The 25,611-nt window shown below is 62.2% G+C and carries 24 protein-coding genes; 16 read left to right on the top strand and 8 right to left on the bottom strand.

Annotated features, from left to right (window positions below):
• Positions 1 to 188: 188 nt before the first annotated feature.
• Positions 189 to 1,814, bottom strand: coding sequence for a methyl-accepting chemotaxis protein (locus HU767_RS14780; RefSeq protein ID WP_186706283.1), 1,626 nt, complete (start codon positions 1,812 to 1,814; stop codon positions 189 to 191).
• 288 nt (positions 1,815 to 2,102) lie between these two features.
• Here HU767_RS14780 and HU767_RS14775 point away from each other — a divergent pair, with 288 nt between their 5' ends.
• The 3 genes from HU767_RS14775 to HU767_RS14765 all read left to right on the top strand — a co-directional run bounded on the left by HU767_RS14775 (position 2,103) and on the right by HU767_RS14765 (position 3,816).
• On the top strand, positions 2,103 to 2,246 hold the full coding sequence (locus HU767_RS14775; RefSeq protein ID WP_162893862.1) for a hypothetical protein: 144 nt from the start codon (positions 2,103 to 2,105) through the stop codon (positions 2,244 to 2,246).
• A 37-nt stretch (positions 2,247 to 2,283) separates the two neighbouring features.
• Positions 2,284 to 2,514, top strand: a complete 231-nt coding sequence (locus HU767_RS14770; RefSeq protein ID WP_186706284.1) for a hypothetical protein — start codon at positions 2,284 to 2,286, stop codon at positions 2,512 to 2,514.
• Between the two features lie 102 nt (positions 2,515 to 2,616).
• Positions 2,617 to 3,816, top strand: a complete 1,200-nt coding sequence (locus HU767_RS14765; RefSeq protein ID WP_186729825.1) for an MFS transporter — start codon at positions 2,617 to 2,619, stop codon at positions 3,814 to 3,816.
• Here the strand turns inward: HU767_RS14765 and arfB are convergent.
• Complete coding sequence (gene arfB, locus HU767_RS14760; RefSeq protein ID WP_018604539.1) at positions 3,813 to 4,226, bottom strand: alternative ribosome rescue aminoacyl-tRNA hydrolase ArfB; 414 nt, start codon at positions 4,224 to 4,226, stop codon at positions 3,813 to 3,815. The two genes, HU767_RS14765 and arfB, sit on opposite strands and share 4 nt — an antisense overlap.
• A gap of 285 nt (positions 4,227 to 4,511) precedes the next feature.
• Complete coding sequence (locus HU767_RS14755) at positions 4,512 to 5,930, bottom strand: amino acid permease (protein WP_186729824.1); 1,419 nt, start codon at positions 5,928 to 5,930, stop codon at positions 4,512 to 4,514.
• 655 nt (positions 5,931 to 6,585) lie between these two features.
• Here HU767_RS14755 and HU767_RS14750 point away from each other — a divergent pair.
• Positions 6,586 to 6,723 carry a hypothetical protein gene (locus HU767_RS14750; protein ID WP_003178782.1) on the top strand — a complete coding sequence of 46 codons (138 nt, stop codon included), beginning with the start codon at positions 6,586 to 6,588 and terminating at the stop codon, positions 6,721 to 6,723.
• Between the two features lie 92 nt (positions 6,724 to 6,815).
• Entirely contained in the window at positions 6,816 to 7,781 is a 966-nt protein-coding gene (locus tag HU767_RS14745; protein ID WP_186729823.1) for a leucyl aminopeptidase, read from the top strand.
• Positions 7,782 to 8,056: 275 nt separating this feature from the next.
• On the opposite strand, the gene rluB is transcribed toward HU767_RS14745, so the two are convergent.
• The 5 genes from rluB to HU767_RS14720 form a co-directional block, all read right to left on the bottom strand.
• Positions 8,057 to 9,292, bottom strand: a complete 1,236-nt coding sequence (gene rluB / locus HU767_RS14740; RefSeq protein WP_186706289.1) for a 23S rRNA pseudouridine(2605) synthase RluB — start codon at positions 9,290 to 9,292, stop codon at positions 8,057 to 8,059.
• A gap of 335 nt (positions 9,293 to 9,627) precedes the next feature.
• Positions 9,628 to 10,587: an SMC-Scp complex subunit ScpB gene (gene scpB, locus HU767_RS14735; protein WP_186729822.1), complete on the bottom strand. Its 960-nt coding sequence runs from the start codon at positions 10,585 to 10,587 to the stop codon at positions 9,628 to 9,630.
• Positions 10,588 to 10,598: 11 nt separating this feature from the next.
• A complete protein-coding gene (locus tag HU767_RS14730; protein WP_186706403.1) occupies positions 10,599 to 11,297 on the bottom strand; it encodes a ScpA family protein in 699 nt (232 codons plus the stop codon).
• Positions 11,298 to 11,429: 132 nt separating this feature from the next.
• Positions 11,430 to 12,059 carry an L-threonylcarbamoyladenylate synthase gene (locus HU767_RS14725; protein ID WP_186706291.1) on the bottom strand — a complete coding sequence of 210 codons (630 nt, stop codon included), beginning with the start codon at positions 12,057 to 12,059 and terminating at the stop codon, positions 11,430 to 11,432.
• Positions 12,060 to 12,072: 13 nt separating this feature from the next.
• Positions 12,073 to 12,936: a PHP domain-containing protein gene (locus HU767_RS14720; RefSeq protein WP_186706292.1), complete on the bottom strand. Its 864-nt coding sequence runs from the start codon at positions 12,934 to 12,936 to the stop codon at positions 12,073 to 12,075.
• 87 nt (positions 12,937 to 13,023) lie between these two features.
• Here HU767_RS14720 and HU767_RS14715 point away from each other — a divergent pair, with 87 nt between their 5' ends.
• The 11 genes from HU767_RS14715 to HU767_RS14665 all read left to right on the top strand — a co-directional run bounded on the left by HU767_RS14715 (position 13,024) and on the right by HU767_RS14665 (position 25,526).
• Entirely contained in the window at positions 13,024 to 13,620 is a 597-nt protein-coding gene (locus HU767_RS14715) for a septation protein A (RefSeq protein ID WP_186706293.1), read from the top strand.
• 1 nt (position 13,621) lies between these two features.
• Positions 13,622 to 13,921 carry a YciI family protein gene (locus HU767_RS14710; protein WP_186706294.1) on the top strand — a complete coding sequence of 100 codons (300 nt, stop codon included), beginning with the start codon at positions 13,622 to 13,624 and terminating at the stop codon, positions 13,919 to 13,921.
• A 106-nt stretch (positions 13,922 to 14,027) separates the two neighbouring features.
• Positions 14,028 to 14,438 (top strand): translation initiation factor 2, encoded by a 411-nt coding sequence (locus HU767_RS14705; protein WP_186706295.1) that lies wholly within the window; start codon positions 14,028 to 14,030, stop codon positions 14,436 to 14,438.
• 7 nt (positions 14,439 to 14,445) lie between these two features.
• Positions 14,446 to 15,123, top strand: coding sequence for a response regulator transcription factor (locus HU767_RS14700; protein WP_186706296.1), 678 nt, complete (start codon positions 14,446 to 14,448; stop codon positions 15,121 to 15,123).
• 357 nt (positions 15,124 to 15,480) lie between these two features.
• Positions 15,481 to 15,918 carry a Spy/CpxP family protein refolding chaperone gene (locus HU767_RS14695; protein WP_186729821.1) on the top strand — a complete coding sequence of 146 codons (438 nt, stop codon included), beginning with the start codon at positions 15,481 to 15,483 and terminating at the stop codon, positions 15,916 to 15,918.
• Between the two features lie 66 nt (positions 15,919 to 15,984).
• Positions 15,985 to 17,325, top strand: a complete 1,341-nt coding sequence (locus tag HU767_RS14690) for an ATP-binding protein (protein ID WP_186729820.1) — start codon at positions 15,985 to 15,987, stop codon at positions 17,323 to 17,325.
• A 272-nt stretch (positions 17,326 to 17,597) separates the two neighbouring features.
• Entirely contained in the window at positions 17,598 to 18,989 is a 1,392-nt protein-coding gene (locus HU767_RS14685; protein ID WP_238349477.1) for a di-heme oxidoredictase family protein, read from the top strand.
• Positions 18,990 to 19,017: 28 nt separating this feature from the next.
• Positions 19,018 to 20,082, top strand: coding sequence for an imelysin family protein (locus HU767_RS14680; protein ID WP_186706300.1), 1,065 nt, complete (start codon positions 19,018 to 19,020; stop codon positions 20,080 to 20,082).
• A 2-nt stretch (positions 20,083 to 20,084) separates the two neighbouring features.
• Complete coding sequence (locus tag HU767_RS14675) at positions 20,085 to 21,182, top strand: DUF1513 domain-containing protein (RefSeq protein WP_186729818.1); 1,098 nt, start codon at positions 20,085 to 20,087, stop codon at positions 21,180 to 21,182.
• Between the two features lie 155 nt (positions 21,183 to 21,337).
• The gene (locus tag HU767_RS14670) at positions 21,338 to 22,486 is read left to right on the top strand and encodes an efflux RND transporter periplasmic adaptor subunit (RefSeq protein ID WP_186706302.1); all 1,149 of its coding nucleotides are present in this window, start codon (positions 21,338 to 21,340) and stop codon (positions 22,484 to 22,486) included.
• A 13-nt stretch (positions 22,487 to 22,499) separates the two neighbouring features.
• Positions 22,500 to 25,526 carry a multidrug efflux RND transporter permease subunit gene (locus tag HU767_RS14665; protein WP_186706303.1) on the top strand — a complete coding sequence of 1,009 codons (3,027 nt, stop codon included), beginning with the start codon at positions 22,500 to 22,502 and terminating at the stop codon, positions 25,524 to 25,526.
• The last annotated feature ends 85 nt before the right edge of the window (positions 25,527 to 25,611 follow it).

The raw sequence follows: 25,611 nt of genomic DNA, 5'->3' as shown, positions 1-25,611 counted from the left end.
TCACTCCAGGTTTTCATGAGCTTTTGTGGCGAGGGAGCTTGCTCCCGCTCGGCTGCGCAGCAGTCGTAAAATCTGCCAACCATCTTATGCCTGATGCACCGCGCTGAATGGCTTTGGGGCCGCTACGCAGCCCAGCGGGAGCAAGCTCCCTCGCCACAGGGGGCGGCTACGGCATCAGGAACATACGGTCAGGCACTCAACCGCGCCGTCACTTCATTCAACTGCCCCGACAACCCGTGCAAATCCCGACTGGCCGCTTCGGTGCGTTTTACGTTGTCGAGGTTGGTACTGGCAATGCAGGTGATTTCAGTCAGGTTGCGCGAAATATCCTCGGCCACCGAGGTCTGCTCTTCCGCAGCGGTGGCGATCTGACGGTTCATGTCGCGGATCGCTTCCACCGCCTGGGTGATGCGTTCCAGCATCGCGCCGGCCTGGGTCACCTGCTCGACACTTTCCTCACTGCGCGACTGGCCGCTTTCGATGGCCTGGGCCGCGTCCACCGCGCCTGTTTGAACCGTCTGGATGATCTGGTTGATCTCGATGATGGACGACGCCGTGCGCTGGGCCAGGCTGCGGACTTCATCGGCGACCACCGCAAAACCACGCCCGGCCTCACCCGCCCGTGCTGCTTCGATGGCAGCGTTGAGGGCCAGCAGGTTGGTCTGTTCGGCGATCCCGCGAATCACTTCCAGCACCTTGCCGATGCGTCCGCTGTCGGCTTCCAGGCGCCGGATCACCGTGGCGGTGTTGGCAATTTCGCCACGCATTTGGGTGATGGTGTGGATCGTGCCCTGCATCACTTTCTCGCCCTGCTGCGCCGAATGATCGGCATCATCGGCAGCCTGCGCCGCATCGGCTGCATGGCGGGCAACTTCCTGGGCGGTGGCCGACATCTCGTTCATCGCGGTCGCGACTTGATCGGTGCGTTCGAATTGCTCGCTGGTGCCTTGGCTCATCAGGCTGGCAATCGCATTGAGCTCACCGCTGGCGCTGTCCAGCTCCGTGGCACTGCGTTGCAAGCGGGTGAAGGTTTCAGCAAGGAAATCACGCAGCGTATTGGCCGCCAGGGCCAGGTCGCCCAACTCATCCTGGCGCGTGCTCGTGACACGCTCGGCGAAACGCCCGCGGCTCAGTTGAGTCACGTACGCGATCAGGTTACGGATGGGCTGCACCAGGTTGCGGTTGACCAGCCACACACTCAACAACCCGACCAGCAGCCCTGAGGCGAGCATGATCACCGTACCCAGCATGATCGTGCGGTCGGCACCGGCACTGATCATTGCCGATTGCTCATCGCCCAGCTTATGCAGCTCAACCACCAACTCGCTCATCTGCTCACTGGCCGCGCGGTCCACACCCTTGACCGCGGCATCGCCCGCCGCCGCGTCGCCGCCCGCCGCCACAAACGCATCACGGCCCTTCTGGTAGGCCGCGCCCAACTGCGCATGCTCGCCCCGCAGACGCTCGATACGTGTCTTGATTTGCGCCGGGACACCTTCGTGGGTCGTCAACTGGCCAAGGATGCCCTGGACATCGCTCTGGCGTGCCTCGAATTGCTTCCAGTATTTATCCATGTCCGCTGGCTGCTTGCCGCGCAACAGGACGTTTTTCCACTCCTGGACCTGCACCTTGAATTGCAGGTTGGCCTCGTCGATCAATTGCGACGCACGCAACGGACCGTCGAGCAGTTGACGATAATTCTGGATGCCATCGGAAAGGAAGTGAAAGGACGCCAGGGCGATCAGCAACATGGCCAGCAGGCTGCCGCTGAGCAGGGCGAGAATCTGGGCTCTCAGGGATTTTTGTAGAAACATGGAGTCGATCTCTTCAAATAAAGAACCTCCATGTCCAGGGTCCACTGTTACAACGGAATGTGGAGGATATGTGCAAGTCATCGGCCTGTACGGGGCGTTCTTGAGCGGTGGCGACCACCGGTATCGGGATCGTTTTTGCTGACTGGACATGACCTGTCCAGACAATCCCTTTTGTCGGCGCGATGGGATTTAAAAGTCTTTTTGTCATTTCTCCTGCTGTATCCTGCCCAAGCTTTGTAAAAGCGCGGATCTACCAGATCTATCCACAGACTTTGCGAGGAGCGCGAAATGCACGAGATCCCTAATCTCCCCTTCCCAAGCCTGCACGACACTGAGCAGACGACCACGCTACAAGCCGGAGGGCAACCTGACGCCCAGCAACCCGAGCCCAAGGAAGCCACTGAACGCCGCCAGGCCGACAGCGAAGACTGATTGACCCGCACCACCAGACCGTGTGGAAAGCGCTAAGATGCGCTTTCCACACTGCCTGAATCCCGAGCGCCCCATGACCGATGACACCCCTCCCTTCAGCGAAGCCCAGGCCAGCGTCCTGATCGGCACCGCCGAGAAAATGGTCGAGATCTGGACCCGCCTTCCCGCCGAGAAACAAGCGGCCCTGCTGGCCCGGTTTGGCAGCGAAGAAAACGCCATCGCGGCGCTGGTGACCACGCGCCTGGTCAGCGAACAGAACGACCGCTGAGCCACCACTGGGCAAATAGTTTTACTTTTCCCCGCCCGGACGCCACGGTCGCCGTTATCATAAGCAGCCTATCTATCCAGCTGCTCCGTGGACCTCTTCCCCATGTCAGATTCCCAGCGCCCCCTGGCGGTCACGCTGCAAGTCGTTTCCATCGTCCTGTTCACCTTCATCGGCTACCTGAATATCGGCATTCCCCTGGCCGTGCTGCCCGGTTTCGTCCATGGCGAGCTGGGTTTCGGCGCGGTGATCGCCGGGCTGGTGATCAGCGTGCAATACCTGGCCACCCTGCTCAGTCGTCCTTACGCGGGACGAATCATCGATAACCTGGGGAGCAAGCGCGCGGTGATGTTCGGCCTCGCCGGCTGCGGGCTGAGCGGTGTGTTCATGCTGGTGTCGGCCTGGACGCCCCACCTGCCAACGTTCAGCCTGATCAGCCTGCTGGTCGGTCGCCTGGTGCTGGGCAGTGCCGAAAGCCTGGTGGGGTCGGGTTCGATTGGCTGGGGCATCGGCCGGGTTGGCGCGGCCAATACCGCCAAGGTGATTTCCTGGAACGGTATCGCCAGTTACGGCGCGCTGGCGATCGGTGCTCCGTTGGGGGTGTGGCTGGTCAACGCGTTGGGGCTGTGGAGCATGGGCGTCAGCATCATCTTGCTGGGCCTGCTGGGACTGGCATTGGCCTGGCGCAAGACTGCTGCGCCCATTGTCTCTGGCGAACGCCTGCCGTTCATGCACGTGCTGGGGCGTGTGCTGCCACACGGCTGCGGTTTGGCCCTGGGTTCGATCGGGTTTGGCACCATCGCGACCTTCATCACCCTGTATTACGCCACTCAGCATTGGGATAACGCGGTGCTGTGCCTGAGCCTGTTCGGCGCCAGCTTCATCGGCGCGCGCCTGCTGTTCGGCAACCTGATCAACCGCCTGGGTGGCTTTCGCGTGGCGATTGCCTGCCTGTCGGTGGAAACCCTGGGGCTCTTGCTGTTGTGGCTCGCACCGGATGCCCATTGGGCCCTGGCGGGCGCGGCGTTGAGCGGTTTCGGCTTTTCCCTGGTGTTTCCGGCGCTGGGCGTGGAAGCGGTCAACCTGGTGCCGGCCTCCAGCCGTGGGGCCGCGGTGGGCGCTTATTCACTGTTCATTGATTTGTCGCTGGGGATCACCGGGCCGCTGGCCGGTGCGATTGCCGCTGGCTTCGGCTTTGCCTCGATCTTTCTGTTCGCTGCCCTGGCGGCCCTGGGTGGGTTGGCCTTGAGCGTCTACTTGTACCGGCAGGCGCCTCGGTACCGTGAAGCGCGGGAAAAGAACTAGAAGTCCACCTTGCCGCGGCCGGCCTTGATCGAGCCGCGCTTGGTCTTGGATTCCAGGCGACGCTTTTTCGACCCCAGGGTCGGCTTGGTCGGACGGCGCTTCTTTTCGACCTTGGTGGCGCTGAGGATCAGTTCGGTCAGGCGCTCCAGCGCGTCGGCGCGGTTCTGTTCCTGCGTGCGGTATTGCTGGGCCTTGATGATCAATACACCGTCGCTGGTAATGCGACTGTCGCGCAGCGCCAGCAGCCGTTCCTTGTAGAACTCGGGCAGCGACGAAGCCGGAATGTCGAAGCGCAAATGCACGGCGCTGGAGACCTTGTTGACGTTCTGCCCCCCTGCCCCCTGGGCGCGGATGGCCGTCAGCTCGATCTCGGCGTCCGGGATGTGCACGGTGTTGGAAATGACCAGCATGGAAAGCGTCCGGTGTCAGGCCCCACAGGATACCGCGAATCCCACAGGCCTGTGGGAGCGAGCCTGCTCGCGATAGCGCAGGCACAGTCGATACAGATCTCGCCTTTGATGGCCTCTTCGCGAGCAAGCCCGCTCCCACATTGGATCTACAGTGCTCGCAGAATGTGTGTTCACCGCCGAACCTTGTGGGAGCGGGCTTGCTCGCGAAGAGGCCGGTACATCCGGCATAGGTTTCACCTGCCAGACCACCATCGCGAGCAGGCTCGCTCCCACAGGGTTTCGTGCTTACTTGGCAGCCGCCACCGCCAGTTCATGCCGGACACTGCGCTTGTTCTTGATCCAATAACACACGGCCATGAACACCACCCACACCGGAATCGCATAGACCGAGATCTGGATGCCGGGGATCAGCAACATCACGCCCAGGATGAACACCACGAACGCCAGGCAGATGTAGTTGCCGTACGGGTACCACAACGCCTTGAACAGCGGCGTCTGGCGGGTCTGGTTCATGTGCTGGCGGAACTTGAAGTGCGAGTAGCTGATCATCGCCCAGTTGATCACCAGGGTCGCGACCACCAACGACATCAACAACTCCAGTGCATGCTGCGGGACCAGGTAGTTCAACAGCACCGCCACCAGCGTGACCGCCGCCGACGCGAGGATCGAACGCACAGGCACGCCCCGCTTGTCGATCTTCGACAAGGCCTTGGGCGCATCGCCCTGCTCGGCCATGCCCAGCAACATGCGGCTGTTGCAGTAGGTGCCGCTGTTGTACACCGACAGCGCGGCGGTCAACACGACGAAGTTGAGGATATGCGCAGCGGTGTTGCTGCCCAGCATCGAGAACACTTGCACGAACGGGCTGCCGCTGTAGGCATCGCCGGACGCGTTGAGGGTGCTCAGCAGGCTGTCCCAAGGGGTCAGGGACAACAGCACCACGAGCGCGCCGATGTAGAAAATCAGGATCCGGTAGATCACCTGGTTGATGGCCTTGGGGATCACGGTTTTCGGTTTGTCGGCCTCGGCGGCGGTGAAACCGAGCATTTCCAGGCCACCGAAGGAGAACATGATGATCGCCATGGCCATCACCAGCCCGCTCACGCCGTTGGGGAAGAACCCACCGTGGGACCACAGGTTGGTCACCGACGCCTGCGGGCCGCCATGGCCGCTGACCAGCAGATAGCTGCCCAGGGCAATCATGCCGACAATCGCCACGACCTTGATGATCGCGAACCAGAACTCGGCCTCGCCGAAGACTTTGACGTTGGCCAGGTTGATCGCATTGATCAGGACGAAAAACGCCGCCGCCGACACCCAGGTCGGAATCTCGGGCGCCCAGTAATGGATGTACTTGCCGACCGCGGTCAGCTCCGACATGCCCACCAGGATGTAGAGGATCCAGCAGTTCCAACCCGACAGGAACCCGGCGAAACCGCCCCAGTACTTGTGGGCGAAGTGGCTGAAGGAACCGGCCACCGGCTCTTCGACGATCATTTCGCCCAACTGGCGCATGATCATGAAGGCGATGAAGCCGCAGATGGCGTAGCCGAGGATCATCGACGGGCCGGCGGATTTCAGCACCCCCGCCGAGCCGAGGAACAGGCCGGTGCCGATCGCGCCACCGAGGGCGATCAGTTGAATATGGCGATTTTTCAGGCCGCGTTTCAGCTCGCCCGAATGCGTATTTTCTACAACGGTCATGCGTCACCTATTTGTTTTTATCTGTGACGAAATCGAACCCGACACGCTTGTGGCGTGGCGGAGTGAACAAGGCGGATAACCTTGAAAGTGCGTGGGTACGCGAAGGGTCACAGTAAAACGCGGCGCATTGTACACTGCAGTCCCTCTGCTGCCAGACACCACCGGATCAGCGTCTACCCCCACACTTGAGGTCTGGCGCGCATCTGACCTTTCCCGCTGGCTTGAAACAAGCGCTGCGAAGTCTCAAAAAACCCGCCAAGCCGGCCCACTCGGCAGCTTTTTCTTACAGCCCTTCCGAACGCCGATACCGGTCAGTTCGAACGGCCAAAATCGTCAGCATTCCTTTACAGCGCGTAACGCAGGCTTTCCACGTAGGAATATTCTGTAGGCTGACTGCAAATTGACGGTAGGTAGCTACCTATTAAATAAATCACCCAGGCAGCTGTTTTTGAATGAGTAATTTCAACGCCAAAAATGGAACAAAAAGTTCAAAAGAAAAAAATAAAATTATTTTTTGCAATCCAAAAAACCCTCGACTAGGTTTTCAGCGACTTGCCAAGGCATCGTGCCGACAAGTTCTGCGGTGCCGGTTCTGTCGGGTATGACTCGCCGAATCGGCCCGCGTTTTCCGCAAAAGTCATCTAGGAGATTCACTATGCAAGCACTGGACAAAGACTTGGAAACCGAACTGCAACTGGACGAATGGTTTGAAGCGCCGACCCATGAGGCCGCCGTTGAAATGATGCAAGCCGACGCCGTGGTTCCGTTCGGCACGGCGATGTGGCCTCTGTAGGCACTGCCCGGCGGAGGCGATCCGGCCGGTCGACTCCGCCACTCTTGTCAGTTGTCAGGGACATTAAATGAACGTGTCAGGGAAGAATAAGCATGGACACACAACGAGCCATCTCACATTTCCTTTACTACCTCGAACACCATCCCGCCCTGGCCGGCATCCAGCCCGCCAAGGTGTTGCTCGGCCATACCGCTGACTACGAAGCACTGACCGGCGCCATTGCCGAACAGGCGGGCAGCGGCTCGCCGTTCCGGTTCAGCGCCATGCGCCTGGACCTCGAATCCACGGAGCGCCTGTCCAAGGCCATTGCCGACAGCGACCTGTATATTTTTTTCTACGACTCTTCCACCCTGCCCAATCCACGCCCCGACGGCCCGGACTTTGTTCGGGCATTGCAAGGCGTGATGGCCGACAACTGGAAGAAATCGCTGCTGTTCAAGGATTACGGCGATTATTTCTACGACACCTTCAGCGTGATTCCCCAACGTATCGCCGGGCTCAACAGTCACCTGATCCGGCGCATGTCCCAGGCGACAACCCTGAGCTTCCAGGATGACCACGGTTCGTATTTCGACACCGCCCTGGGCAGCGTGAAGAAGTGGACCGACATCAACGGCCTCGGCAACTACGACCTGGCCCCCGGCGAAATCGCCACCCACAGCGACACCATCAACGGCCAGGTGAAATTCGTCGGCACGTTCCTGAGCACCATCCCGTTCGCACGCAAGTACGGCGTGCTGCAATCGCCCCTCGAGCTGTGGATCGAAGACTCCACCATCCAGAAAATCGCCACCGACGTGCCGGGCCTGGAACACGACTTCAACAAATACCTGGACGCCAACCCGTCCAACCGCCGCATCGAAGAACTGGGGATCGGCACCAACGAAGGGGTCAAGAGCCTGTACGCCCGCAACGCCGGTTTCGAAGAGCGCCACTGCGGCCTGCACCTGGGACTGGGTGGCGGGGCCAAGGGCAGCCACCATTTGGATCTGATTTTCGAAAGCGGTGTGCTGGCGCTGGACAAAGAGCCGATGTTTGATGGGCGGTTTGTGCTTTAGGGGCAGCTTCAAGCTGCGAGCTTCAAGCGGCAAGAAAAGAGGGGATAACCTTTCGACAGCGGTGGGATTGCAGGCCTCTTCGCGAGCAAGCCCGCTCCCACAGTTGATCTGCAGTGAATGAGAGAGGTGCGTTCGCCGCTATGCCACTGTGGGAGCGGGCTTGCTCGCGAAGACGGTTTCGAAGGCACTGCATCACTAAAGCCAGACAAAAAAAAACGCCAACCCAACGGTTGGCGTTTTTTCTTGCAGCTTGCAGCTAGAAACTCACCGCTGCCTCACTCCGGCTTGCGACGCCCGAAACCCGGACGCTGTCCCGAACCTGCCGGGGCACCACGGCGCTTGCCCGATGGCGTGTCGCGGTCGGCCAGGATGATGCCCGGGCGCTTTTTCGGTGCCGGCTTGGCGGGACGCTTGGTGTCGGCCGGGCGATCGGCGACGGGCGTACCGCGACCCGCCGGTGCACCGCGACCTTCGCCGCGCTCAGTGCGACCATTGGCCGGACGCGGCGTGCGTGGGCCACGCTCGCCGTCCTGACGCGGTGCAGGCTTGCGGGCCGGGCGTTCGCCTTCGATCTGCGGCTCGCGCGAAGGACGCGGGCCGGTCGCCACACCATCAGCAGCCGGGCGCAGCGTACGCACGCGCTCGGTCTTGCCCATCGGACGGGAGGATTTACGCTGCATCCGCTCCAGCTTGTCCTTGCTCTTGGCGGTCATCTGCGGCATTGCCACCGGCTTGAGGCCCACTTCGGCGGCCAGGATGTCGACTTCGTACTGGCTCATTTCGCGCCAGCGGCCCATCGGCAGGTCGGAATTGAGGAACACCGGACCGAAACGCACGCGCTTGAGGCGGCTGACCACCAACCCCTGGGATTCCCACAAACGTCGCACTTCACGGTTACGGCCTTCCATCACCACGCAGTGGTACCAATGGTTGAAGCCTTCACCGCCGGGCGCCTGCTTGATGTCGGTGAAACGCGCCGGGCCGTCTTCCAGCACAACGCCGGCCTTGAGGCGCTCGATCATCTCGTCGTCGACTTCACCCCGCACACGCACGGCGTATTCGCGGTCCATCTCGTAGGACGGGTGCATCAAGCGGTTGGCCAGTTCACCGTCGGTGGTGAACATCAGCAAACCGGTGGTGTTGATGTCCAGGCGGCCGATGTTGATCCAGCGGCCTTCTTTCGGACGCGGCATCTTGTCGAACACGGTCGGGCGACCTTCCGGGTCGTCACGGGTGCAGATCTCGCCGTCGGGCTTGTTGTACATGATCACGCGGCGCACCGTTTCGGCGGCCTCTTCGCGCTTGATCACCTTGCCATCGATGGTGATGGCATCGTGCATATCAACCCGCAGGCCCAAGGTGGCATCTTTGCCGTTGACCTTGATCCGGCCTTGGGTGATCCAGGCTTCCACGTCACGGCGCGAACCGACGCCGATACGGGCGAGGACTTTTTGCAGCTTCTCGCCTGCTGGGCCGATTTCCTGGCTGTCGTTCTGGTCTTGGTCTTTCATTCTGGGCACCTCCCGGTGTGGTCGGGTCAGGCTTGGCCTGACGCTTTGAATACGGGTCTTTGGCGAAGGGATCGCCAAGGGGTCGCGAATCATACGCGCGTTGAAGCGATTGCGCATCAGAGACTAGCTGATCAACCAGCGCCCGGCGCTTTTTCCGCCGACTGGTGATGCCCGGCTTGGCGCTCATGATGCATTGCATCATCCATGTGGGAGCGGGCTTGCTCGCGAAGAGGGCGTGTCAGGTTAATCAGTGCCGACTGACCCGCCGCCTTCGCGAGCAAGCCCGCTCCCACAGGAGTTGTGGTGTGCCAGCAATGTCGGCGACACAAATCGGATCAATCGTCGAACTCGCGCCGTTCGTTCTCGATCGCTTCGGCCAACGCCCGGGCTTCGGCTTCTTCGTCGCTCAGTTCGGGTTCCGGCGGCTGGAGGGCGGCGACGGCGGCCAGGAGTTTTTCCCGGGCTTGGGCAACGCCGAGGGTATCTTCTTCCGCTTCCGCTTCCGCTTCTGCTTCTGGCTCCGGCGCCGCCGCGCTATCGGGCTCCGCCAGCTCATCCGAGTCGCCCTCAGGACCAGGACCTTCCCGCAGCAAGTCGTCGAAATCAGTCTTCAAGCCCTCCTCCATGGTGTCCAGCTCCAGCAACAACGAGTGGAAACTGGTCTCCTCCTTCGGCTCTTCGGGCTCGGCACTGGCGTCCGCCAGTTCCTGCAAGCCCTGGGGCACCGGGGCGTCGTCGAACTCCAGCATCGGTTCGGGTTCCAGTTCCCGCAATTCGGCCAGCGGCGGCAGGTCGTCCAGGTTCTTCAGGTTGAAGTGATCGAGGAAGGCCTTGGTGGTCGCAAACATCGCCGGTTTGCCAGGCACATCGCGATAACCGACGACGCGGATCCACTCGCGCTCCAGCAGCGTCTTGACGATGTTGCTATTGACCGCCACGCCCCGCACATCTTCGATCTCGCCCCGGGTGATCGGCTGGCGATAGGCGATGAGCGCCATGGTTTCGAGCAGCGCCCGGGAATAGCGCTGCGGCCGTTCCTCCCACAAGCGCCCCACCCACGGCGCGAACTTCTCGCGGATTTGCAGGCGGTACCCCGACGCCACTTCCTTGAGTTCGAAAGCCCGCCCCTCGCAGGACTTGCCCAACAATGTCAGGGCTTTCTTGAACACGGCCGGCTCGGGCCGCTCGCCTTCTTCGAAGAGTTCGAACAGGCGTTCCATCGATTGCGGCTTTCCCGAGGCCAACAGGAAAGCTTCAAGCAAGGGGGCCAGCTCGCGGGGTTCAGTCAGATTCATTGATTTGCTCGTTATTCGGCTCGTGCCCGCACGTGGATCGCTGCGAACGGCTCATTCTGCACCAGCTCGACCAAGGATTCCTTGACCAATTCCAGGACCGCCATAAACGTCACCACCACCCCCAACCGACCTTCCTCGGCGGTGAACAGCTCGACGAACGGCACGAAGCCGCCGCCCTTAAGTCGCTCCAGCACATCACTCATACGCTCGCGGGTGGACAGCGCTTCGCGGCTGACCTGATGACTTTCAAACATATCGCCCCGGCGCAGGACCTCGGCCATGGACATCAGCAACTCTTCCAGGCTCACGTCCGGCAGCAACTTGCGCGCCCGCGCTTCGGGCGCATCGAGCTTGGGCACCACCACATCGCGCCCCACCCGGCTCAAACCGTCGATGCCTTCGGCGGCGGCCTTGAAGCGCTCGTATTCCTGCAAGCGGCGGATCAGCTCGGCTCGCGGGTCGTCTTCTTCCTCTTCTACCTCTGCCGAGCGCGGCAGCAGCATCCGCGACTTGATCTCGGCGAGCATGGCCGCCATCACCAGGTATTCGGCGGCGAGTTCCAGGCGCACCGACTGCATCAACTCGACGTAGCCCATGTACTGGCGGGTGATTTCCGCCACGGGGATGTCGAGGATGTTGATGTTCTGCTTGCGGATCAGGTACAGCAGCAGGTCAAGCGGGCCCTCGAAGGCTTCGAGGAAAACCTCCAGCGCATCCGGCGGAATGTACAGGTCCAGGGGCATTTCCATGACCGCCTGGCCATAGACCATGGCGAACGGCAACTCCTGCTGCGCGCCGGCCTGGCTGTCGACATTGTCCACGGCGGTTTCCACGACGGACATTCAGGCCTCGACCATGAACGGCGTCGGATCGCCGCAACCGACGCGCACCACCTGGGGCTCGCCATCGGCCAGGTTGATCACCGTGGACGCCGACATGCCGCCGAAACCACCGTCGATGATCAGGTCCACCTGATGCTCGAGTATCTGGCGCATCTCATAGGGATCGTTCAACGGCTCGGTCTCGCCAGGCATGATCAGCGTTACGCTCATCAGCGGCTCACCCAGTTCCGCCAGCAGCGCCAGGGCGATGGGATGGCTCGGCACCCGCAGGCCGATGGTGCGCTTTTTCGGGTGCAGCAACAGCCGCGGGACTTCCCGCGTGGCATTGAGGATGAAGGTGTACGGCCCCGGCAAATGCGCCTTGAGCAGGCGGAAGGTGCCGGTATCGATCTTGGCGAACAGGCCCAACTGCGACAGGTCGCTGCAGATGAGCGCGAAATTGTGCTTGTCGTCCAGTTGACGCAGGCGTCTGACACGCTCCACGGCATTCTTGTCGCCGATCTGGCAACCGATGGCGTAGGACGAGTCGGTGGGATAGACCACCACGCCACCGCCACGAATGATTTCCACGGCCTGTTTGATCAGGCGCGCTTGCGGGTTTTCCGGATGAATCTGGAAAAATTGACTCACGTGTTCTACCTGTTCAGACGGCGGCGATAACGGGATCATGTTTGAATCTACACCAGAGTGGTGGCAGATCTTCCGGCAACGGGCGGTATTCGCCGATCTCGGACCAGCCCCCAGGGCCATGGAAATCACTGCCGGCGGTGACCAGCAGGCCGAACTCACGGGCCAGGATCGCCAGGCTGCCGACCTGTTCGGCAGGCTGATGGCCGTTGACCACCTCGATGGCATGGCCCCCCGCTTGAATATAGTCGGCAACCAGGCGTCGGCGCTTGCTGCGGGTGAAATCATAGTGCCATGGATGCGCCAGGCTGACCCAGGCACCCGCTGCCCGCAGGGTCTGGACGGTGTCTTCCAGGGTCGGCCAATGCTGCTTGACGTCCCCCAGCTTGCCGGCCCCCAACCATTTGCGGAACGCTTCGGCGCGGTCCTTGACGAACCCTTCGCGCACCATCCAGTCGGCAAAGTGTGGCCGGGCCGGTGCGTTGCCGCTGTCGCCCAGTTCCTGCTGGATCTGCCGGGCGCCGTCCAGCGCCCCAGGCATGCCCTTGAGGGCCAGCTTGCGGCTGATCTCTTCGGACCGCAGCCAGCGCCCGTCGTGCAGTTGTGCGATGGCCTGGACCAGCGCCGGCGCATTCACATCGAAACCGTAGCCCAGTACATGGATGGTCGCCCCGCCCCAGGTACAGGACAACTCCACCCCGTTGACCAGTTGCATGCCCAGCGCCGTGGCGGCGCCACGGGCCTCGTCGAGGCCTTCGAGGGTGTCGTGATCGGTCAGGGCCAGGACTCGCACGCCGTGCTCGAACGCCCGCGCCACCAGAACCGCAGGCGCCAGGGCACCATCGGAGGCCGTGCTATGGCAGTGCAAATCAACATTCACGAGAGTTTGTTACCTCAAATCAGCTGGCCCTATCGCGGCCAAGGATGTTTGTTATTATGCCGCCACATCCTGCTTCTGGCTGCCACTGTGAAACAATTCATCGATTTCATCCCGCTCCTGCTGTTCTTCATCGTCTACAAACTCGATCCCCGCACCGTCGACTTCGCCGGTCACTCCTTGACTGTAGGCGGTATCTACAGCGCCACCGCAGTCCTGATCATCAGTTCCCTGGTGGTCTACGGCGCGCTGTTCGTGTCCCAGCGCAAGCTGGAGAAGAGCCAGTGGCTGACCCTGATCGCCTGCCTGGTATTCGGCAGCCTGACCCTGGCGTTTCACAGCGAAACCTTCCTCAAATGGAAGGCTCCGGTGGTCAACTGGCTGTTCGCCCTCGCGTTCATTGGCAGCCATTTCATCGGTGACCGCCTGCTGATCAAGCGCATCATGGGCCATGCCATCAACCTGCCGGACCTGATCTGGACCCGATTGAACATCGCCTGGATCGCGTTTTTCCTGTTCTGCGGCGCCGCCAACCTGTTCGTTGCGTTCACGTTCCAGGAGTACTGGGTCGACTTCAAGGTCTTCGGCAGCCTGGGCATGACGCTGCTGTTCCTGATTGGCCAGGGCATCTACCTGTCCCGTCACCTGCACGAAGCCGACCCCACCACGCCCAAAACCGAGGACTGACATGCTCTACGCAATCATTGCCACCGACGTCGCCGACTCCCTGGAAAAACGCCTGGCCGTGCGCCCGGCCCACCTGGAGCGCCTGCAACAGCTCAAGGCCGAAGGTCGCATCGTGCTGGCCGGCCCGCACCCGGCGGTGGACAGCAATGACCCGGGCGCCGCGGGTTTCACCGGCAGCCTGATCGTGGCCGAATTCGACTCCCTGGCCGCCGCGCAAGCCTGGGCCAAGGCCGATCCGTTCGTGACGGCCGGCGTCTATGCCGAGGTCGTGGTCAAGCCGTTCAAGCAAGTCCTGCCGTAAATCCTCTTGGCGCAATGAGCCTCCAAGGCTCATTACGCCAGTTGCTCATCTTTCTCATTTGCCTGCCGACAACCTGTCTAATCTCGATTGGAATTCAGGAGTTGCAATGCGCAAAGGTCCGTTGTGCCTGTTGTTGGTCTCGTTGGCGATCGGGGCGCCCGCCCATGGCGAGGAAAGCACCGAGGGCAGTCATTCGGCGCCCTTGTCCCTGAGCGCTGGCGGCCAGATCGCCGAATTGCAGCAACGCTTGAAAGACAGCGAGCGCATGCGTGAAGCACTCACCCAGCAACTCCAAAACACCAACGGCGAACGCGAAAGCGCGCTGGTGGGGCGGCTGCGCCAGGAGAACCAGCGCCTGAAACTGCAACTCAAGGAAGCCCAGGCCAGCCCCCTGCCGCGCCTGTTGACCGATCAACAGCAATGGTTCGTCATTGGTGCCGGGGTAGCGCTATTGGCCTTGCTCTGCGGTATCTTTGCCAGCGGTGGACGTAGACAACGTCGGCAATGGCTAAATTGAGTGAGTCATGAGCGAGCTGTTACTGATAGATGATGACCAGGAGCTGTGTGAGCTCCTCGTAAGCTGGCTGAGCCAGGAAGGGTTTCAGGTCCGCGCCTGTCACGATGGCCAGAGTGCCCGCAAGGCCTTGGCCGAAACCGCCCCGGCTGCCGTGGTCCTGGACGTGATGCTGCCCGATGGCAGTGGCCTGGAACTGCTCAAGCAATTGCGCAACGATCATGCGGAGCTGCCGGTGCTGATGCTGTCGGCCCGGGGTGAACCGCTGGACCGTATCCTGGGCCTGGAACTGGGGGCCGACGACTATCTGGCCAAGCCCTGCGACCCACGGGAACTGACCGCCCGCCTGCGCGCCGTGCTGCGCCGCAGCCATCCGACGGCCGTGTCCAGCCAGATCGAACTGGGTGACCTGACCTTCAGCCCGGTGCGTGGCGTGGTCAGCATCGACGAACAGGAACAGACCCTCACCGTGTCCGAAAGCCGCCTGCTCGAAGCGCTGCTCAAGCAGCCGGGCGAGCCGCTGGACAAGCAGGAACTGGCGCAGATCGCCCTGGGCCGCAAGCTGACCCTGTACGACCGCAGCCTCGACATGCACGTGAGCAACCTGCGCAAGAAAATCGGCCCCCACCCCGACGGCCGCCCGCGCATCGTGGCGCTGCGTAGCCGGGGTTACTACTACAGCCTCTAGATGTTGTCGCTGCGATTACAGCCAGAGGTTGTGGCGGCTATCACAGCCTCTGGAGACTTTTGTGGCGAGGGAGCTTGCTCCCGCTGGGCTACGAAGTAGCCCCAAGATTCTGCGGTTGCTGCGCAACCGAGCGGGAGCAAGCTCCCTCGCCACAAAAGCCCCCTCACCACAGCAAGTACCCCCCATCACAGCAAGTACCCCCCCATCACAGGGCTTTGTGTTCGGGCCTGCAGATTTGTCAGGTTCGCACCCAACCGTCTTTACCCAAGCTTTACCCACCCCTGACCGCCGCTGACCTTGATCTCCGTAATCTGCACACATCCGGAACTGACCGGGAATGAGACAAGGAGACACACCATGCGCAAGACCCTTATCGCTCTGATGTTCGCCGCCGCCCTGCCGACCGTGGCCATGGCCATGCCCGAAGGCCCTGGCCCGATGGGGCCGATGGACGGCCCGCGTCACGGCGGCCAGATGCACGACAAAGGCCCGTACAGCCAACTGGACCTGAGCCGCGAGCAACGCCAGCAGATTCGCCAGATCATGGGCGAACAGCGCCACGAACAACGGGAACTGGTCGACAAGTACCTGGCCAAGCTGTCCCCAGCCGACCAGAAAGCCATGCAGGACGAAATGCAAGCCCGGCACCAGAAGGTCGACGCCCAGATTCGTGGATTGTTGAAGCCTGAGCAGCAAAAAGAATTCGACGCGATCCAGAAGAAACAGGCCGAGCGTCGCGCCGAGTGGGCCGAATTCAAGGCCTGGAAAGCGCAACAGCCGCAAAAAGCGCAATAATGCACTGAAGCTCCCCAGCCCAACGGTCAACCGCCGTTGGGCTTTCTTTGTTTTCGAGGATTTATCGTGCGTTCATTGTTCTGGCGCATCCTGGCCAGTTTCTGGCTGGCCATCACTCTGGTTGCAGGACTTTCGATCCTGATGGGCCACATGCTGAACCAGGACGCCTGGATCCTCAGCCGCCACCCGGGGCTCAATACCCTGCCCGAAGAGTGGACGCAGACCTACGAAACCCAAGGCGAGGACGCCGCCCAGGAAATTCTGAAACAGCGCAAGCGCCAGTATCACATTGACGTCCAGGTGTTCAACGAAAGCGGCGACCCGGTGGTGCGTGGCACTTTTCCCCATCGCGCCGCCGCCTTCGAGGCTCGGCAGAACAACGACGACCGCCGCCTGCCCTGGCGCCGGCTCACCGACGAGTTCACCAGCGCCAAAAGCGGCGACACCTACCTATTCATCTACCGCATCCCCCATCCCGAACTGGACGCCTGGCACCGCGGCAGCCTGCTCTGGCCCCTCAGTGCCCTGGGGATCGCGTTGGTGGTGCTGACCTTGTTCAGCCTGTTGGTGACGCTCTCCATCACTCGTCCGCTGAGTCGACTGCGCGGTGCGGTGCATGACCTGGGCCAAGCCACCTACCAGCAGAACAGCCTCGCTAAACTGGCCAACCGGCGGGACGAGTTCGGCGTACTGGCCACCGACTTCAACCGCATGGGCGCGCGTTTGCAAAGCCTGATCGCCAGCCAGCGACAACTGCTACGGGACGTGTCCCACGAACTGCGCTCGCCCCTGGCCCGGCTGCGCATTGCCCTGGCATTGGCGGAACGGGCCAGCCCCGAGGAGCGTGAAAAGCTCTGGCCGCGCCTGACCCGTGAATGCGATCGCCTGGAGGCGCTGATCAGCGAAATCCTGGTCCTGGCCCGGGTCGATGCCGACAACGCCAGCGCCGAAGAAGTCGACCTCAACGCGCTGCTGGTCACCCTGCAAAAAGATGCGCAACTGGCTTCACCGGAGCAAACCGTACAGCTTGAAACCGAGGCGGACCTGACCCTCAAGGGTTGGCCGACCATGATCGAGCGAGCAGTGGACAACCTGCTGCGCAACGCCCAGCGCTTCAATCCGGCCGGGCAATCGATCGAGATGCACGCGCGGCGCCAAGGCGAACGGATCCTGGTCAGCGTACGTGACCACGGGCCCGGGGTTGAGGCCGAACACCTCGGGCAATTGGCCGAGCCGTTCTACCGCGCCCCCGGCCAGACCGCCGCCGGCCATGGCCTGGGCCTGGCCATCGCACGCCGTGCCGCCGAACGCCATGGCGGTGCGCTGGTGCTGGGCAATCATCCCGAGGGTGGTTTCATTGCGACACTGGAGCTGCCGTTGGTGCCGGGAGCTGTCGTCCAGCCGTAACACCGAAAATGCATCCAACACTAACCTGTGGCGAGGGGATTTATCCCCGCTGGGCTGCGCAGCAGCCCCAAATTGCCAACAGGCATCAGACAGAAAGCAGGGGGCCGCTTCGCGACCCAACGGGGATAAATCCCCTCGCCACAATGAATAGAACCAAACGATAATTCCTCTTATTCAAACTGCCCCGCCCTGTTAGACTTTGCGCCCTCGTTTTCACTCATCCCCCGGGACGCCCGATGCCGTCGTTGCCTCTTCGTTTATGTGCACTGTTCATGGCCCTGGGCCTGAGTGCCTGCGATGATGCCCCGCGTTTTACCCAGGCCGAACCGGGTGAAGCCCGTTCCGGTGGCACCGCGACAGTCCGCAAGAGTGACCAGAACGCCTTTTCCCTGCCCTCGGCCAACCTGCCACCCTCGCGGCGCGTGGATTTCAGTGTCGGCAACAGTTTCTTCCGCAGCCCCTGGGTGATCGCCCCCTCGACCACCACCGCCCGGGACGGCCTCGGGCCCTTGTTCAATACCAACGCCTGCCAGAACTGTCACGTCAAGGACGGTCGCGGCCATCCGCCGGCGCCGGATGCGACCAGCGCGGTGTCGATGCTGGTGCGCCTGTCGATTCCCGACGCACCGGCCTACGCCAAGGTCATCGAGCAACTGGGCGTAGTGCCCGAGCCGGTCTATGGTGGGCAGTTGCAGGACATGTCGGTGCCCGGCGTCGCCCCCGAAGGCAAGGTACGGGTCGATTACACCCCGGTCCCGGTGCGCTTCAAGGACGGCACCGTCGTCGAGTTACGCAAGCCAATCCTGCAGATCACCCAGTTGGGGTATGGCCCGATGCACCCCGACACGCGTTTTTCGGCCCGCGTGGCACCGCCGATGATCGGCCTGGGCCTGCTGGAAGCCATCCCCGACGAGGCGCTGCTGGCGAACGCCGAAGCCCAGGCGCGGGAGAACGACGGCATCGCCGGTCGGCCCAATCAGGCCTGGGACGATGTGCAGCAGAAAACCGTGCTGGGACGTTTCGGCTGGAAAGCCGGACAGCCCAACCTCAACCAACAGAACGTCCATGCGTTTTCCGGCGACATGGGCCTGACGACCAGCCTGCGGCCGCTCGACGACTGCACCGAGACCCAAGTCGACTGCAAGCGTGCGCCCAGCGGCAATGGCCCGGACGGCGAACCGGAAGTCAGCGACAACATCCTGCGCCTGGTGCTGTTCTACAGCCGCAACCTCGCGGTGCCGGCCCGTCGCGACGTGAATTCGTCCCAAGTGCTGGCAGGCAAGAATCTATTTTTCCAGGCCGGTTGCCAGTCCTGCCACACACCGAAATACACCACCGCCGCCAACGCCGCCGAGCCGGAACTGGCGAACCAGGTCATCCGCCCCTACACCGACTTGCTGCTGCACGACATGGGCGAAGGCCTGGCCGACAACCGCAGCGAATTCAAGGCCAGTGGCCGCGACTGGCGAACCCCGCCGCTGTGGGGCATCGGCCTGACCGAAACCGTCAACGGCCACACCCAGTTCCTGCACGACGGTCGTGCCCGCAACCTGCTCGAAGCCGTGCTGTGGCATGGCGGCGAAGCACAAGCGGCGCAACGCCAGGTTTTAGCGTTCAATGCCGAGCAGCGCGCTGCGTTGCTGGCCTTCCTGAATTCCCTTTAAATGCCTTTTCCAGAAATGGGAGCCTGACATGTTCCGTCCCAAATTGTTGTTCACCAGCCTCGCCGCCCTCGCCCTCGGCGCCTGCTCGCCCCAGGATCCGCAAGCCGTCACTTCGGCCGCCATCGCCAAGCAAGTGATCCTGCCGACCTACAGCCGCTGGGTCGAGGCCGACCGGCAACTGGCGACCAGCGCCCTGGCGTTCTGCCAAGGTAAAGAAAACCTGGAGACCGCCCGCGCCGACTTCCTCAAGGCGCAAAAAGCCTGGGCCGAGTTGCAACCGCTGCTGATCGGGCCGCTGGCCGAGGGCAACCGCGCCTGGCAGGTGCAATTCTGGCCGGACAAGAAAAACCTGGTGGGTCGTCAGGTCGAGCAATTGGTCAACAGCCAGCCACAGATCGACGCCGCCGGCCTGGCCAAGTCCAGCGTGGTCGTGCAAGGGCTGTCGGCCTACGAATACCTGCTGTTCGACGCGAAAATCGACATGGCCGACAGCGCACAGAAAGCCAAGTACTGCCCGCTGCTCATCGCCATCGGCGAACGCCAGAAACAGCTGGCCGAAGAGATCCTGTCGGGCTGGAACAGCAACGACGGCATGCTCGCCCAGATGAGCAAGTTTCCCAACCAGCGCTACGCCGATTCCCACGAGGCCATCGCCGACCTGCTCCGTGTGCAGGTCACTGCCCTGGATACTTTGAAGAAAAAACTCGGCACGCCGATGGGCCGCCAGAGCAAAGGCGTACCTCAGCCATTCCAGGCCGATGCCTGGCGCAGCCAGTCGTCGTTGCAAGGGTTGGAAGCCAGCCTTAGCGCGGCCAGGACCGTCTGGGTCGGCGTGGACAACAAGGGCCTGCGCGGCCTGCTGCCGAGCGACCAGAAGCCATTGGCGGACAAGATCGACGCCGCCTACGATGCCTCGTTGAAACTGTTCGCCAGCAGCCAGCGCTCGCTGACCGAAATGCTCGGCGACGATGCCGGGCGCCAGCAACTCAACGATTTGTACGACAGCCTCAACGTTGTCCATCGCCTGCATGAAGGCGAACTGGCCAAGGCGCTGGGCATTCAACTGGGCTTCAATGCCAACGACGGTGACTGATCATGTTTCGACGTCAGGTCCTGGCACTGGGCAGCTTGCTACTCGGCGCCGTCACCCTGGGCGGCTGGACGCTGTTCAAGCAAAAGGACAAACAGCCACTCTTGCTTTCGGCACGGGACGATGGCGACGGCAAGCACTATGCCGTCGGCTATCGACTGGACGGCACGCGGGTGTTTGCCACCCAGGTCGGCCAGCGCTGCCATGACATCATCAACCATCCGACGCAGCCGATTGCGCTGTTCGTCGCCCGTCGCCCGGGCACCGAAAGCTACCTGATCGACCTGCGCGACGGGACGCTGCTGCAAACCATCGCCTCGTTGCCGAACCGGCACTTCTACGGCCACGCGGTCATCCATAAAAGCGGCGAATGGCTGTATGCCACCGAGAACGACACCACCGATCCGGGACGCGGCCTGTTGGGCGTGTACCGTTTCGAAGGCGAGCGGCTGGTGCACAGCGGCGAAATCTCTACCCATGGCATCGGTCCTCACCAGGTGTCGTGGATGCCCGATGGCGAGACGCTGGTGGTCGCCAACGGCGGCATTCGCACCGAGGCCGAAAGCCGGGTCGAAATGAACCTCGACGCCATGGAGCCGAGCCTGGTGCTGATGCAACGCGATGGCACCCTGCTGAGCAAGGAAACCCTCGCCCAATCGATGAACAGCGTGCGCCACCTGGGCATCGCCAGCGACGGCACCATCGTCTCCGGCCAGCAGTTCTTGGGCGCAGCCCACGAACCGTCGGAACTGGTGGCGATCAAACGGCCAGGACAGCCGTTCCAGGCATTCCCGGTGCCCGCAGAGCAATTGCAGGCCATGGGGCACTACACCGCCAGCGTTGCCGTACACAGCGACTTGCGCCTGGTGGCCCTGACCGCCCCCCGCGGCAACCGCTTTTTCATCTGGGACCTGGACAGCGGCGAAGTCCGCCTGGACGCGCCCCTGCCGGACTGCGCTGGCGTGGGCGCGGTGGCCGACGGTTTTGTCGTGACGTCGGGCCAAGGCCGTTGTCGCTATTACGATTGTCGGCAGACACAACTGGTTGCAAAACCACTGGATCTGCCGGCAGGGCTCTGGGACAACCATTTGCATCTGGTCTGACGCCGGGGAGCGAAGCCGATCGGCGCCGGGCGCCCCTGTTTTTCGGAAAAGCCCCACGCACTACCGTCCCGCCAGCATCTGGAATAGCCCGCACACTCAGAGTAATGTGCCCGCCTATCCGTATTTTCTCTCGGCTCTTTCCAAGGAAGTGGAACATGCTGCGACGCCGCATGCTGATCATGTTGGGTGTTGTGCTGCTGGTGGTGCTGTTGCTCGCCGGCTACAAGGCCTTCTCCGTTTACCAGCAGATCCAGACGTTTTCTGCCCCCAAACCACCGGTCAGCGTCGCCGTGGCCACAGCGGCCCAGCAACCCTGGCAGGCCCGCCTACCCACCGTTGGCAGTCTCAAGGCGCTGCAAGGCGTGGACCTGAGCCTGGAAATCGCCGGGACCGTGCAGAAGGTGCAATTCCAGTCTGGACAGAAGATCAAGGCCGGCCAGCCGCTCCTGCAACTGGACAGCGAAGTCGAAAACGCCCTGCTGGAAACCGCCGAGGCCGATCTTGGCCTGTCGCAACTGGATTTTGGACGTGGCCGACAACTGGTGGGCAGCCAGGCGATCTCCAAGGGCGAATTCGACCGGCTCTCGGCGCAACTGAAGAAAAACCAGGCCACGGTCAACCAGCTCAAGGCTTCGCTGGCCAAGAAACACATCCTGGCGCCGTTCAGCGGCACCATCGGCATTCGCCAGGTGGACGTCGGCGACTACCTGGCCAGTGGCACGGTGATCGCCACCCTGCAGGACCTCAGCAGCCTGTACGTGGACTTCTACGTCCCTGAGCAAAGCGTGCCCCGGCTCGCCGTGGCACAGCCGGTCAATGTCAGCGTCTCGGCCTACCCCGGGCAGACCTTCGTCGGCACCATCAGCGCGATCAACCCCAAGGTCGAGGACAGCACCCGCAACGTCCTGGTGCGCGCCACCCTGGCCAACCCCGACGGCAAACTGCTGCCCGGCATGTTCACCAACCTGCAGGTGATCCTGCCGGACGTCGCCGCCGGGATCGTCGTCCCGGAAAGCGCCGTGACCTACACCCTCTACGGCAATTCCATGTACGTGGTGACGCAAAAGAAAGCCGCCGACGGCACTGTCGAGAAAGACGACAAGGGCCAGCCGGTCCTGATCGCCGAACGGCGTTTCGTTGCAACCGGTGAGCGACGCGACGGGCAGGTACTGGTGTCCAAAGGCGTGCAGAGCGGCGAACAAGTCGTGATCGCCGGCCAACTCAAGCTCGATAACGGTACGCCGATCGCCATCAGCGACGACAAGACCCTGACCGAACAGAACAGCCCGCCGCGCGCGGACTGATCAAGGAACCCCCATGGCTTTTACCGATCCGTTCATCCGCCGCCCGGTGCTTGCCACCGTGGTCAGCCTGTTGATCGTGCTGCTGGGCTTCCAGGCCTGGAGCAAGCTGCCCCTGCGTCAGTATCCACAAATGGAAAACGCCCTGATCACGGTAACCACCGCCTACCCCGGGGCCAACGCCGAGACCATCCAGGGCTACATCACCCAACCGATGCAACAGAGCCTGGCCAGTGCCGAGGGCATCGACTACATGACCTCGGTCAGTCGCCAGAATTTCTCGGTGATCTCGGTCTATGCCCGCATCGGCTCCAACAGCGACCGGCTCTTTACCGAACTGCTGGCCAAGGCCAACGAGGTCAAGAACCAACTGCCCCAGGACGCCGAGGACCCGGTCCTCAGCCGCGAGGCCGCCGATGCCTCGGCACTGATGTACATCAGCTTCTTCAGCAAGGAACTGAACAACCCGCAGATCACCGACTACCTGTCCCGGGTGATCCAGCCCAAGCTGGCGACACTGCCCGGCATGGCCGAGGCGGAGATCCTCGGCAACCAGGTCTTCGCCATGCGCCTGTGGCTGGACCCGATCAAGCTCGCAGGCTTCGGCCTGACCGCCGCCGACGTGACCAATGCCGTGCGCCAGCACAACTTCCTCTCCGCCGCCGGTGAAGTGAAAGGCGAATACGTCGTCACCAGCATCAACGCCAACACCGAGCTCAAGTCCGCCGAGGACTTCGCCGCGATCCCGCTCAAGACCGAGGGCGACAGCCGTGTATTGTTGCGGGACGTCGCCCGTGTGGAAATGGGCGCAGAGAACTACGACAGCATCAGTTCCTTTGGCGGTACGCCCTCGGTGTACATCGGGATCAAGGCCACGCCGGGTGCGAACCCGCTGGATGTGATCAAGGAAGTGCGCAAGATCATGCCGGAGATGGAGGCCCAGCTCCCGACCAACCTCAAGGCCGAGATCGCCTACGACGCCACCCTGTTCATCCAGGCGTCCATCGACGAGGTGGTGAAAACCCTGTTCGAGGCAGTGCTGATCGTCATCGTCGTGGTGTTCCTGTTCCTCGGCGCCTTGCGCTCGGTGGTCATCCCGGTGGTGACCATCCCCTTGTCGATGATCGGCGTGATGTTCTTCATGCAGTTGATGGGCTATTCGATGAACCTCCTGACGCTGCTGGCCATGGTGCTCGCCATCGGCCTGGTGGTGGACGATGCCATTGTGGTGGTGGAAAACATTCACCGGCACATCGAGGAGGGCAAGACGCCGTTCGACGCCTCGATCGAAGGTGCCCGGGAAATCGCCATGCCGGTGATCTCGATGACCATCACCCTGGCGGCGGTGTATGCACCGATCGGCCTGCTCGAGGGCCTGACGGGGGCCTTGTTCAAGGAGTTCGCCTTGACCCTGGCCGGGGCGGTGGTGATCTCCGGGATCGTCGCCCTGACCCTGTCGCCGATGATGTGCGCCCTGCTCCTGCGCCACGACGAGAATCCCTCGGGCCTGGCCCATCGGCTGGACATGATCTTCGAACGCTTGAAGAGCCGTTACCAGCGCATGCTCCATGGCACGCTCAACACCCGGCCGGTGGTGCTGGTGTTCGCGGCGATCGTGCTGCTGCTGATCCCGGTGCTGGTCATGTTCAGCAAGTCCGAACTGGCCCCCGACGAGGACCAGGGCATCATCTTCATGATGGCCAACGCCCCGCAGCCCACCAACCTCGACTACCTGAACACGTATACCGATCACTTCATCACCATTTTCAAGGAGTTCCCGGAGTACTACTCCTCGTTCCAGATCAATGGTTATGACGGTGTGCAGTCGGGCATCGGCGGCTTCCTGCTCAAGCCTTGGAACGAACGCAGCCGCACCCAGATGGAAATCCTGCCAGAGGTCCAGGCCAGGCTGGAAAGCGTGCCTGGCCTGCAGATCTTCGGTTTCAACCTGCCCTCGCTGCCGGGCACTGGCGAAGGCTTGCCGTTCGCGTTCGTCATCAACTCCCCGAAAGACTATGCAACGTTGCTGGAGGTTGCCGACCGGGTCAAAAAGCGTGCATTGGAATCCGGCAAGTTCGCTTTCATGGACATTGACCTGGCGTTCGACAAGCCAGAAGTCGTGGTGGATATCGATCGCGCCAAGGCCGCCCAGATGGGCGTATCCATGGAGGACTTGGGCGGCACCTTGGCGACACTGCTGGGCGAATCCGAGATCAACCGCTTCACCCTCGAGGGCCGCAGCTACAAAGTCATTGCCCAAGTCGAACGGCCGTTCCGGGACAACCCGGACTGGTTGAACAGCTATTACGTGAAAAATGCCCAGGGTGAATCGCTACCGCTGTCGACCCTGATCAAAGTCAGCGACCGGGCGCGACCGCGACAGCTGAACCAGTTCCAGCAGCTCAATGCGGTAACGATTTCAGGCTTCCCCATCGTGAGCATGGGCGAGGCCATCGAGACCATCCGCCAGATCGCCCGGGAAGAAGCACCGGTGGGGTTCGCCTTCGATTACGCAGGGGCTTCGCGCCAATTCGTACAGGAAGGCAGCGCGTTGTGGGTAACCTTTGCCCTGGCCCTGGCGATTATTTTCCTGGTGCTGGCCGCGCAGTTCGAAAGCTTCCGCGACCCACTGGTGATCCTGGTGACTGTACCGTTGTCCATTTGCGGTGCCCTGATTCCGCTGTTCCTCGGTTGGTCGAGCATGAACATCTACACCCAGGTGGGCCTGGTGACGCTGATCGGGCTGATCAGCAAGCACGGGATCCTGATCGTCGAGTTCGCCAACCAACTGCGCAGGGAACAACATCTGACGCCGCGAGAAGCAATAGAACAAGCCGCGTCGATCCGCCTGCGGCCGGTGTTAATGACGACTGCGGCGATGGTGTTCGGCATGGTACCGCTCATTTTCGCCACAGGCGCCGGGGCAGTAAGCCGCTTCGACATCGGCATGGTGATCGCCACCGGCATGTCGATTGGGACCCTGTTCACGCTGTTCGTCTTGCCTTGCATCTACACGCTGCTGGCCAAGCCGGACAAGGCCTGAGGACTGTTCAAGCAAACTCACGCGGATACGGGATGTTTTTGTGGCGAGGGAGCTTGCTCCCGCTCGGCTGCGAAGCAGTCGTCAT

This window comes from Pseudomonas sp. SWRI179, from assembly GCF_014268705.1.
Taxonomy (GTDB): Bacteria; Pseudomonadota; Gammaproteobacteria; order Pseudomonadales; family Pseudomonadaceae; genus Aquipseudomonas; species Aquipseudomonas zanjanensis.
The sequence above is the reverse complement of the archived record's forward strand: the minus strand, read 5'-3'. Positions and strand labels throughout refer to the sequence as shown.